Consider the following 11,588-nt stretch of genomic DNA (forward strand, 5'->3'; position numbering starts at 1 on the left):
CACGACAGCACGACAGCACGACAGCACGACAGCACGACAGCACGACAGCACGGCATACCTCCCGTATGCCGTGTGTGGCAGGACCAGCGCTGGTCCGAGACACCACGACTCCAGCACCGCGAAATCCGCACGACCAACAGGAGCAGCAATGAAGCGCAGCAAGGCTTACCGGTCCGCCGCCGAGAAGATCGACGCGGCCAAGGTCTACGCCCCCCTCGAGGCGGTCCGCCTCGCCAAGGGCACGTCCCTGACGAAGTACGACTCGACCGTCGAGGTCGCCATGCGGCTCGGCGTCGACCCCCGCAAGGCCGACCAGATGGTCCGTGGCACCGTCAACCTCCCGCACGGCACGGGCAAGACCGCCCGCGTCCTGGTGTTCGCCAACGGCGACCGGGCCGAGGCGGCCCGTGAGGCCGGCGCCGACTTCGTCGGCTCCGACGACCTCCTCGAGAAGGTCGCCGGTGGCTGGCTCGACTTCGACTCCGTCGTCGCGACGCCGGACATGATGGGCAAGGTCGGCCGGCTCGGCAAGGTCCTCGGCCCCCGTGGGCTGATGCCGAACCCCAAGACGGGCACGGTGACGATGGACGTCGCCAAGGCCGTGACGGAGATCAAGGGCGGCAAGATCGAGTTCCGGACCGACAAGCACGCCAACCTCCACTTCATCATCGGCAAGGCCTCGTTCGACGAGACCTCGCTCGTGGAGAACTACGCGGCGGCGCTCGACGAGATCCTGCGGCTCAAGCCGTCCTCCTCGAAGGGCAACTACATCGAGAAGGCGACGATGACGACGACGATGGGCCCGGGCATTCCCCTGGACTACCGCCGGACCCGCAACCTGCTCGCCGAAGAGGACGCGAACGCCTGACCCGCGCCCCCGCGCTCCAACCGCGCCCGGTCTCCTCGATGAGGGGGCCGGGCGTTCGGCCGTCCTCCCGCCGTCGGGACGCAAGCGCGCCAGACGACCGAGCGCCCGGACCCTGGGAGGGGGTCCGGGCGCTGCGCTGAGTTCGTCGCGTGGGGGGTGCGGTGTCTCAGCGTGTCGCGACGGAAGACGTCGGGGGGTCCCCCATCGCGCGGGCCGATGGAGGGAGGTTCTCACTCGGCACGGTGTGGACGACGGCTGTGCCGTCGAGGTAGAGGTCCATCGAGCTGTCGGGACGGATGTCGGCGAAGCCGTGCTCGTGGAAGACGAGGCGACCGGGCGTCGGGAGCAGCTCGATGACGGCGATCGAGGCGAGCACCAGCCCGAGGCCACCCAGCACGATGGCGAAGAGGGTCAGGCCCCAGGGCCGGTGCGAGGACAGGACGACCACGGCGGGCCCGAGCAGGGTAGCCGCGACCGCGCCGGTCCGCAGCGAGGAGCGGATGCCGGGGGTGAGACCACCGATGCGCTGCCCGAGGGCGCTGAAGGCGCTGAGGGCGCTGACGTCCCCGAAGGCGCTGACCTCCCTGAGGTCGCTGACGTCGCTGGGGGGCCGGGTCACTGCGGTCATCGGAGGTTCCCCCTTCCGTGGGGCTCGGTCCTTGCTGGTGTGTTTGAAGGTAGAACGGCGACGACCGCGCCGAAAGGGCAATATGCCCGAATCATCCATTCGGATGATGCACTTCTAGCCGTTATGTCCATATTAGCCCAATCCAGACCTCGATGAGGCTTTGTCCGCATCTCTCGCCCGGACGTCCGCGCCGACGGCATATCGGTGTCGCGTCGGTGCGGACGCAGGGGCTCAGCCGGACGCAGGGGCCCGCCGGACGCAGGGCTCAGCCGGACGCAGCGCTCAGAAGAAGGTGCGCGCGGCGTCGACGACGACCGGGTCGGCCGCGTCGGCGTCGTCGACGACGGGGATCAGCCGCCACTTGTCGAAGGTCGTGCACGGGTGGCTGATCCCCAGTCGGAGCCGGTCGCCCACGACGAGGTCGGTGAGGACGGTGCTTGCGGGGTCGGACCGGATGAAGGCGTGCTGGTCGTTGAGGGCGGTCACCTCGGCGCCCTCGACCCGGGTCGAGGGAGCGCCGGGGGTGCGACCGCGGCGGAGCTGCACCTCGGGCAGGCCCACGTCATGCGGCAGGTCGCGCTTGCCCGCGTCGATGATGACGAGACCGGGCTCGGGCGCCGAGCTCACCGAGGCCCATCCGTGCAGCGCTGCCCGCAGCCGGCCACCGTCCGTGCGGGGACGCCGACCGAGCGGTGAGACGTCGCGGTAGTAGCCGTCGTCGTGCGTGAGGTAGGCACCCGACCGCAGGAGCACGGTCGTCGTCCCGTCGTGCCCGAGCGGGGCGAGGACCTCGGCCACGAGGTCGGGGTAGGCGCTGCCCCCGGCGCTGACGAGCGGCTCTGTGCCAGTGGGGAGCCCGGCATACAGCCCGGCGTCGGCGATGATCTCGTGGAGGAGGGCGAGGTCGGCGAGGTAGCCACTCAGGGTCCCCAGGTTGTCGGCCCTCGCGGCGTGGGCGAGCGCGCCCTCGTAGCCGGCGACACCCGCGAGCCGCAGACCGGGCGCCGCCGCGACGGCCCGGGCGACCTCGAGGCCACCCGCGACGGTCCGCACCCCCATCCGCCCTCCCGTGCCGCCGAGCTCGACGAGGACGTCGACGGGGTGCAGGCGGGCATCGACGTCGCCGTCGGCGAGCGCCGTCGCCATGATCTCGACGACCGCCGGCGAGTCGGCCCAGACCAGCACCCGCACGTCGGGACGGGCGGCGAGGTCGGCCGCGAGCCAGCGCAGGCCGGACGGATCGAGGAGGGCGTTCGCGACGACGACCCGGGTGACGCCGAAGCTGCGGGCCACGGCCAGCTGCCCGAAGGTGGCGACCGTGATGCCCCAGGCGCCGGCGTCGAGCTGCTCCCGCCACAGCTGCGGCGCCATCGTCGTCTTGCCGTGCGGGGCGAGGGACAGCCCGTGGCCGGCCGCCCAGGCCGACATGGCGGTGAGGTTGGTGTCGAGTGCGGTCCGGGACAGGGTGACGAGCGGGGTCGGGAAGGCGCTGATGGTCGGGCGCAGCTCGCGGACCTCCGCCACCGTGCGACCCCACAGGGCCGGGGGCCAGCCCTTGTCGGTGGGCCCGATCCGCCGCTGGGCCAGGACGTCCACCCGGGTGTCGTCGATCGTGGCGATCCCCATGGCTCTCCTTCCGGCACCTCGGGCCACCATCGTTGCCCATCCGCCTCCGCCACCCCAGTATCGGGGGTCGCCCTGTGCCTTCGTCCGATCGGGGAGCCGCCTGCCCGAGGACCACGCCCGGGGTTCCGGGTTTCCGACCGGGGACCGTTGGGCGGGTTGCTAGACTCCTGACGTCCCGTAGTCGCCACCCCGAGTGCGTCCTCATCGAGCTCCGCCACATCCCAAGCTGCCGTGGGCGACACGATCGACGCGACCGAGCTGGGCACGAGGATGACCGATGCCATGGCGAAGGCCAAGACGGGGAGAGGCACGTTCTCCGTGAACGACGGAACGTCGTCCACCACCATGACCGAGAGCATGCAGTTCGTGTTCGGCGCGACGCCGCAGGCACAGGGGACCTTGACGGTGGCCGGGATGACGGTGGTGCTCCTGATTGCTGGCGGCGTCGCCTACATGAAGGGCCTGCCTGTCCAGATGACGGGCGGCAAGCCGTGGGTGAAGATCGACCCGAAGGGCACGGACTCGCTGAGCAGGAGCGTGGCTCAGCTCGGCACCAGCCTCGCTGACCCGCGCGGCGCTCTGGCGAAGAGCCTGCGGGGCAGGAGGGCGAAGGTCATTGCCCAGGGCGGCGGCCTGACCACGTTCGACATCACGAGTGCGGCGCTTGCCGGCAGCACCATGGTGCTCACGATCGACGCCCTGGACCGACCGGTCACCTCGACGGTCACCCTGCCCAAGGCGACGCTGCAGGTGACCTACACCGACTGGGGTTCCCCGGTGACCATCACGGTCCCCCCGGCCGACCAGATCGGGACGGTCCCTGCTGCCACGGCCACCAGCTGACCCACGGCCCGACGGCCTGGGCCGATCTGACGGCGATCCGGTGGTCGACCGGGGAACCAGGACCGGGGTCTCCCGCGTCGGACCGGGGACCGTCACGCGCGTTGCTAGAGTCGGAAAGCGTTCTGCGCTCTCGTGGGCACCGCCAGCCATCGACCAGAGGTATGCCATGAAGAAGTCCCTCGTTCCGGCCATCGCGCTGTCGGGCGCCCTCGTGCTCGCCGGCTGCGGCAGCTCCGCGAGCCCGACGGCCGCCACCTCGAGCTCGTCGAGCTCGTCCAGCTCGTCCAGCTCCTCCAGCACGGGCTCGTCCGCCACTCCCGCCACTCCCGCCGCGGCCGCCGGCCAGAGCGAGGACGCGACGGCGCTCGCCACCAGGATCAGCGACGCGATGCTGAAGGCCAAGAGCGGCAAGGGCACGATCTCCACGAGCGGGGGGTCGGCCGGCACGAACGCCACCGGGAGCCTGCAGTTCGCGGTCGACGGCGCGACGACGCAGGCACAGGGCACCTTCACCGTGGCCGGTATGACGCTCGAGATCGTCACGACCGGCGGCGTCGTCTACATCAAGGGCCTCCCGGTCCAGCTCACCGGCGGTAAGCCCTGGGTGAAGATCGACCCGAAGGGCACCGACTCCCTGAGCAAGAGCATGGCCCAGCTCGGCAGCAACACCGGTGACCCCCGCGCCCTCGTCGACAGCCTCAAGGGTGGCAAGGCCACGGTCAAGAGCACCAGCGGCGGCCAGACCACCTACGAGATCACCGGCGCCACCGCCCTCGCCGGCGGCACCCTCGAGGTGACCGTCGACGGCCAGGGCCTCCCGAGCACCTTCAAGGTCACCACCTCGGGGGTCACCGTGACCGCGAAGTACTCCGACTGGGGTGCGCCGGTCACCATCACCGCGCCCCCGGCCGACCAGGTCGGCCGGCCCGCCGTGCCCACCGCCACCGGCTGATCCCCGCTGTCTGATCCCCCCGGCTGATCCCCGCTGCGCGACGGGCGGCGACCCCTCGTTTTGACCGCGGGGGTCTGCCGCCCGTACTGTGGGCCATCGACCAAAGACCGCCGGTTGTCCGGCTCCCGCTCCCGCGGGTGCCAGGCCGAAGGTCCCGCCGCGAAGCGGGCATCCAGCGCAGGCCATGAGTGTTGCGGATTCCCCTGCCAAGGCGGGGCCTATGCCGTCCAGCCCCGTGCGCCTGCGCCGGGGCTCTCGTCGTGTCAGGGCCAGTCGTCAACTCGACCAGGACGACGCGTCGGTTCCACGTAACGGAAGGAGGCCCGATGGCCAACGCCGAGAAGACTGCCGCCGTCGCCGAGCTCGCGGAGAACTTCCGCACCTCGGGTGCGGCCGTGCTGACGGAATATCGCGGTCTGACCGTGAAGCAGCTCACCACGCTGCGCAACGACATCCGTGAGCACGCCACCTATGCCGTGGTGAAGAACACCCTCACCATGCTCGCCGCCAAGGAAGCCGGAGTCACGGCTTTCGACGGGCAGCTGCAGGGGCCCTCGGCCATCGCCTTCGTCACCGGTGACCCGGTCGAGGCAGCCAAGGCCCTGAGGGACTTCGCCAAGGCCAACCCCCTCTTGGTGATCAAGGGCGGCGTCCTCGACGGCAAGCCGTTGACGCCGGAAGAGATCACCAAGCTCGCGGACCTCGAGTCGCGCGAGGTGCTCCTCGCCAAGCTGGCAGGCGCTCTCAACGCCCCGCTCAGCAAGGCGGTCTACCTCTTCGCCGCACCCCTGTCACAGAGTGTCCGTCTCATCGACGCGCTCCGTGCCAAGGTCGAGGCGGAGACCCCCGTGGCCCCGCAGGACGCGGCTCCTGCCGACGCCCCGCAGGACACCGTCGACGCGACGCCCACCGAGGGCACCGAGAGCGCCGACGCCACGGACACCCCGCAGGACGAGGCCCCGGCTCCCGCTGATGAGCAGGACGCCGTGACCGAGGCTGCACCCCAGGACGTCGCCGAGGGTGGCGACAGCTGACCGACGGGTCCCTCGGGTCCGTAGGTCGCACCACACCAACACGCCACTCACACGGCACAAACAGGAAGGAACGCCACCATGGCGAAGCTCAGCACCGACGAGCTCCTTGACGCCTTCAAGGAGATGACCCTGATCGAGCTCTCCGAGTTCGTGAAGCAGTTCGAGGATACCTTCGGGGTCACCGCGGCGGCCCCCGTCGCCATCGCCCCCGCCGGCGCCGGGGCCGGCGCCCCGGCCGACGCGGTCGAGGAGCAGGACGAGTTCGATGTCGTCCTCGAGGCGGCCGGCGAGAAGAAGATCCAGGTCATCAAGGAGGTCCGCGCGCTCACGAGCCTCGGCCTCAAGGAGGCCAAGGACCTCGTCGACGGCGCCCCCAAGGCCGTCCTCGAGAAGGTCGACAAGGCTGCGGCCGAGAAGGCCAAGGACCAGCTCGAGGCTGCCGGCGCGACCGTCACCCTCAAGTAGTCGGACCGGACGCGCGCACCGCGCCCGGCGCGTCATGGAAGGGCTCGTCCACCACGGTGGTCGGGCCCTTCCCGTGTCGCCGGCCGGCTGCCGGCCGGGGTGCATCGCCGAACGGTCGGGCAGCCTGCTGACCTGCGACGACAACCGCCGTCACCGCCTGTCAGGGACCTCTGCCGGAGGGCGGCGACGCGCCGGTCACCGGCGCAGCCTTGACGTAGGCCCCGGGGAGGGTCCATTCTCATGGCGTTCTCGACGGGTCCGTCCGGGACGGCGCGCCGCTCTGGCGCCCACCGACGGCACTTGACTCGAGTGGACATCCATGCCCTCACGGGGTATGCTGACGCTTTGCGCTGCCCATGACCCGTGATCCCGCCTTCAGCCCGAGCGCTATGTGTTGCCCGTCCGGCCCCGTCCGGCGTGCCCCACAGACCTCGCTGAGTCCAGGATCCATCGTCTCCGGGTGACGCCGATCCACATCACTCAGTAAGGCCCGTGGAAGGACCCTCCTTGGCTGCCTCGCGCACCTTGACCCAGAATGTGTCCACCGCACGGACGGCCTCAGGCCGTCTGTCATTCGCGCAGATTCGCGAACCGCTGGAGGTCCCTGACCTCCTCGCTCTCCAGACGGAGAGCTTCGACTGGCTGCTCGGCAACGAGCGCTGGCAGGCCCGCGTCGCCGAGGCCAAGAGCACCGGGCGCACCGACGTCCCCGACCGGTCGGGCCTCGAGGAGATCTTCGAGGAGATCTCCCCGATCGAGGACTTCTCCGGATCGATGTCGCTGTCGTTCCGCGACCACCGTTTCGAGGAGACCCGCAAGACGATCGAGTCCTGCAAGGAGCGGGACCAGACCTATGACGCCCCGCTGTTCGTCACCGCGGAGTTCATGAACACCAACACCGGTGAGATCAAGAGCCAGACGGTCTTCATGGGCGACTTCCCGCTGATGACCGAGCGCGGCACCTTCATCATCAACGGCACCGAGCGCGTCGTCGTCTCGCAGCTCGTCCGCAGCCCGGGGGTCTACTTCGAGCGCACGGCCGACCGCACGTCGGACAAGGACGTCTACACCACGCGGGTCATCCCGAGCCGCGGCGCCTGGCTCGAGTTCGAGATCGACAAGCGCGACATGGTCGGCGTCCGCGTCGACCGCAAGCGCAAGCAGTCGGTCACGGTGCTCCTCAAGGCGCTCGGCTGGACCGAGGCCCAGATCCTCGAGGAGTTCGGCGACTTCGAGTCGATGCGCCTGACCCTCGAGAAGGACCACACGCAGGGCCAGGACGACGCGCTGCTCGACATCTACCGCAAGCTGCGTCCGGGCGAGCCGCCGACCAAGGAGGCCGCCCAGACCCTCCTCGACAACCTCTACTTCAACCCCAAGCGCTACGACCTGGCCAAGGTCGGTCGCTACAAGATCAACAAGAAGCTGGGTGTCGAGGCCGAGCTCAACGCCTCCACGCTGTCGATCGACGACATCGTCGCGACGATCCGCTACCTCGTCATGCTGCACGCCGGCGAGCACAAGGTGAAGGGTCGGCGCCAGGGTCAGGACGTCGAGCTGCGCGTCGAGGTCGACGACATCGACCACTTCGGCAACCGTCGCCTCCGCAGCGTCGGCGAGCTCATCCAGAACCAGGTCCGCACCGGCCTGTCCCGGATGGAGCGCGTCGTCCGCGAGCGGATGACGACCCAGGACGTCGAGGCGATCACGCCCCAGACGCTCATCAACATCCGCCCAGTGGTCGCCTCGATCCGCGAGTTCTTCGGCACCAGCCAGCTCTCGCAGTTCATGGACCAGAACAACCCCCTCGCGGGCCTGACGCACAAGCGGCGTCTGTCGGCCCTCGGCCCGGGTGGTCTGTCCCGCGACCGCGCCGGTATGGAGGTGCGCGACGTCCACTCCTCGCACTACGGCCGGATGTGCCCGATCGAGACCCCGGAAGGCCCCAACATCGGCCTGATCGGCTCGCTCGCCTCGTTCGCCCGGATCAACGCGTTCGGCTTCGTCGAGACGCCGTACCGCAAGGTGACCAAGGGCAAGGTCTCCGACGAGGTCGACTACCTGTCGGCCGACGAGGAGGACGAGCACGTCATCGCCCAGGCGAACACCCCGCTCGCCACGGACGGCCACTTCGCCGAGGAGCGCGTGCTCGTGCGGACCAAGGGCGGCGAGGTCGAATACATCCCAGGCATCGACGTCGACTACATGGACGTCTCGGCCCGCCAGATGGTCTCGGCCGCGACCGCGCTGATCCCGTTCCTCGAGCACGACGACGCCAACCGCGCGCTGATGGGCTCCAACATGCAGCGTCAGGCGGTGCCCCTGGTCAAGTCCGAGGCCCCGCTCGTCGGCACCGGCATGGAGTTCCGGGCCGCGCTCGACTCCGGCGACGTCGTCCTGGCCCAGAAGCCGGGCGTCGTGACCGAGGTCAGTGCCGACCTGGTGACCGTCGCCAACGACGACGGCACGACGCAGACCTACCGGATCAGCAAGTTCAACCGGTCCAACCAGGGTAACTGCTACAACCAGGTCGTCGTCGTCAACGAGGGTGACAAGCTCGCGGTCGGCTCGGTCATCGCCGACGGTCCCGCCACCGACGGTGGCGAGATGGCGCTCGGGCGCAACCTGCTCGTGGCGTTCATGCCGTGGGAGGGCCACAACTACGAGGATGCGATCATCCTCAGCCAGCGTCTCGTCCAGGACGACGTCCTCTCCTCGATCCACATCGAGGAGCACGAGGTCGACGCCCGGGACACCAAGCTCGGCCCGGAGGAGATCACGCGGGACATCCCCAACGTCTCCGAGGACGTGCTCGCCGACCTCGACGAGCGCGGCATCATCCGGATCGGTGCCGAGGTCCGCGACGGCGACCTGCTGGTCGGCAAGGTCACGCCCAAGGGTGAGACCGAGCTGACCCCCGAGGAGCGCCTGCTGCGCGCCATCTTCGGCGAGAAGGCGCGCGAGGTGCGCGACACCTCGCTCAAGGTGCCCCACGGCGAGACCGGCACGGTGATCGGCGTCAAGGTCTTCGACAAGGACGAGGGCGACGACCTGCCCCCGGGTGTCAACCAGCTCGTGCGGGTCTACGTCGCCAACAAGCGCAAGATCACCGACGGCGACAAGCTCGCCGGGCGGCACGGCAACAAGGGCGTCATCTCCAAGATCCTGCCCGTCGAGGACATGCCGTTCCTCGAGGACGGCACCCCCGTCGACGTCGTGCTCAACCCGCTCGGTGTCCCGGGCCGGATGAACGTCGGTCAGATCCTCGAGCTCCACCTCGGCTGGGCCGCCTCGCGCGGCTGGAAGATCGAGGGTGAGCCCGACTGGGCCAAGCCCGTGCCGAGGGACGCCTTCGAGGCGCCCGCCGGTAGCCGCGTCGCCAGCCCCGTCTTCGACGGTGCGGGCGAGGACGTCATCACGGGTCTGCTCGACTCGACGCTCAAGACGCGCGACGACGTGCGGCTGATCGACCACACCGGCAAGGCGCTGCTCTTCGACGGTCGCTCCGGCGAGCCGTTCCCGGACCCGGTGTCGGTGGGCTACATGTACATCCTCAAGCTCCACCACCTCGTCGACGACAAGATCCACGCACGCTCCACGGGTCCCTACTCGATGATCACCCAGCAGCCGCTCGGCGGTAAGGCCCAGTTCGGTGGCCAGCGGTTCGGTGAGATGGAGGTCTGGGCGCTCGAGGCCTACGGCGCGGCATACACGCTGCAGGAGCTGCTGACGATCAAGTCCGACGACGTCCCCGGACGCGTCAAGGTCTACGAGGCGATCGTCAAGGGCGAGAACATCCCCGACTCCGGCATCCCCGAGTCGTTCAAGGTGCTCCTCAAGGAGATGCAGTCCCTGTGTCTCAACGTCGAGGTCCTCTCCAGCGATGGCCAGGCCATCGAGATGAAGGAGAGCGACGAGGACGTGTTCCGCGCCGCCGAGGAGCTCGGTATCGACCTGTCGCGGCGTGAGCCGAGCAGCGTCGAAGAGGTCTGAGAGATCCGAGCGAGCGCAGAGCGAGTGAGCATCTTCACGATCGAAGGAACAGTGGGGCGCAGCCCGTCCGCGCCTTACTGCCCTTCACCCCCGAACGGAACTTTCATGGCATACGAAAGTAAGGAAGCACCCTGTGCTGGACGTTAACTTCTTTGACGAGCTGCGTATCGGCCTCGCCACCGCCGACGACATCCGTCGGTGGAGCCACGGCGAGGTCAAGAAGCCGGAGACCATCAACTACCGCACCCTGAAGCCTGAGAAGGAGGGCCTGTTCTGCGAGCGCATCTTCGGGCCCACCCGGGACTGGGAGTGCAACTGCGGAAAGTACAAGCGGGTCCGCTTCAAGGGCATCATCTGCGAGCGCTGCGGCGTCGAGGTGACCCGGGCCAAGGTCCGTCGTGAGCGGATGGGCCACATCGAGCTCGCCGCTCCCGTCACCCACATCTGGTACTTCAAGGGTGTCCCGAGCCGGCTCGGCTACCTCCTCGACCTCGCCCCTAAGGACCTCGAGAAGGTCATCTACTTCGCGGCCTACATGATCACGTCCGTCGACGTGGACCAGCGGCACGCCGACCAGCCCTCCCTCGAGGCGCAGATCCAGGTCGAGAAGAAGGAGATCGAGAACCGCCGCGACGTCGACGTCGACACCCGCGCCAAGATCCTCGAGCGCAACATCGCCGAGCTCGAGGCCGAGGGTGCCAAGGCCGACGCCAAGCGCAAGATCCGCGAGCAGGCCGAGCGCGAGATGAACAACATCCGTAAGCGGGCCGACCAGCTGGTCGAGCGGCTCGAGCAGGTCTGGGACCGGTTCAAGAACCTCAAGGTCCAGGACCTCGAGGGCGACGAGATCCTCTACCGCGAGATGCGTGACCGCTTCGGTCTCTACTTCGAGGGCGGGATGGGGGCAGCCGCGATCCAGAAGCGTCTGCAGACCTTCGACCTCGAGGCCGAGATCGAGATCCTCCGCGAGATCATCGCCACCGGCAAGGGCCAGAAGAAGACCCGTGCCCTCAAGCGGCTCAAGGTCGTCACCGCGTTCACGACGACGACCAACAGCCCGACCGGCATGGTCCTCGACTGCGTCCCGGTCATCCCCCCGGACCTGCGCCCGATGGTGCAGCTCGACGGTGGCCGCTTCGCGACGTCCGACCTCACCGACCTCTACCGTCGGGTGATCAA

7 protein-coding genes and 2 pseudogenes are annotated in these 11,588 nt (G+C 69.2%); 7 read left to right on the forward strand and 2 right to left on the reverse strand.

Annotated features, from left to right (window positions below; genetic code table 11):
* Nucleotides 1–148 precede the first annotated feature (148 nt).
* Nucleotides 149–868 carry a 50S ribosomal protein L1 gene (gene rplA / locus Q0R63_RS19400; RefSeq protein WP_295701049.1) on the forward strand — a complete coding sequence of 240 codons (720 nt, stop codon included), beginning with the start codon at nucleotides 149–151 and terminating at the stop codon, nucleotides 866–868.
* Between the two features lie 166 nt (nucleotides 869–1,034).
* Here rplA and Q0R63_RS19405 read toward each other — a convergent pair whose 3' ends face one another.
* Both Q0R63_RS19405 and Q0R63_RS19410 read right to left on the reverse strand, forming a co-directional pair.
* Nucleotides 1,035–1,496, reverse strand: coding sequence for a hypothetical protein (locus Q0R63_RS19405; RefSeq protein ID WP_295701051.1), 462 nt, complete (start codon nucleotides 1,494–1,496; stop codon nucleotides 1,035–1,037).
* 282 nt (nucleotides 1,497–1,778) lie between these two features.
* Nucleotides 1,779–3,122, reverse strand: coding sequence for an alanine racemase (locus Q0R63_RS19410; RefSeq protein WP_295701055.1), 1,344 nt, complete (start codon nucleotides 3,120–3,122; stop codon nucleotides 1,779–1,781).
* Between the two features lie 231 nt (nucleotides 3,123–3,353).
* Here Q0R63_RS19410 and Q0R63_RS19415 point away from each other — a divergent pair, with 231 nt between their 5' ends.
* The 6 genes and pseudogenes from Q0R63_RS19415 to Q0R63_RS19440 all read left to right on the forward strand — a co-directional run.
* Entirely contained in the window at nucleotides 3,354–3,965 is a 612-nt protein-coding gene (locus tag Q0R63_RS19415) for a hypothetical protein (protein WP_295701058.1), read from the forward strand.
* Nucleotides 3,966–4,131: 166 nt separating this feature from the next.
* On the forward strand, nucleotides 4,132–4,917 hold the full coding sequence (locus tag Q0R63_RS19420; protein WP_295701060.1) for a hypothetical protein: 786 nt from the start codon (nucleotides 4,132–4,134) through the stop codon (nucleotides 4,915–4,917).
* Between the two features lie 326 nt (nucleotides 4,918–5,243).
* Nucleotides 5,244–5,777, forward strand: a pseudogene (gene rplJ, locus Q0R63_RS19425) (50S ribosomal protein L10); the annotation flags it as partial.
* Between the two features lie 252 nt (nucleotides 5,778–6,029).
* Nucleotides 6,030–6,416 carry a 50S ribosomal protein L7/L12 gene (gene rplL, locus Q0R63_RS19430; RefSeq protein WP_295701065.1) on the forward strand — a complete coding sequence of 129 codons (387 nt, stop codon included), beginning with the start codon at nucleotides 6,030–6,032 and terminating at the stop codon, nucleotides 6,414–6,416.
* 507 nt (nucleotides 6,417–6,923) lie between these two features.
* Nucleotides 6,924–10,409: a DNA-directed RNA polymerase subunit beta gene (gene rpoB, locus Q0R63_RS19435; protein ID WP_295701067.1), complete on the forward strand. Its 3,486-nt coding sequence runs from the start codon at nucleotides 6,924–6,926 to the stop codon at nucleotides 10,407–10,409.
* A 133-nt stretch (nucleotides 10,410–10,542) separates the two neighbouring features.
* Nucleotides 10,543–11,588: pseudogene (locus Q0R63_RS19440) on the forward strand (DNA-directed RNA polymerase subunit beta'); the annotation flags it as partial.

It is taken from the genome of Lapillicoccus sp. (assembly GCF_025353065.1).
Taxonomy (GTDB): Bacteria; Actinomycetota; Actinomycetes; order Actinomycetales; family Dermatophilaceae; genus Lapillicoccus.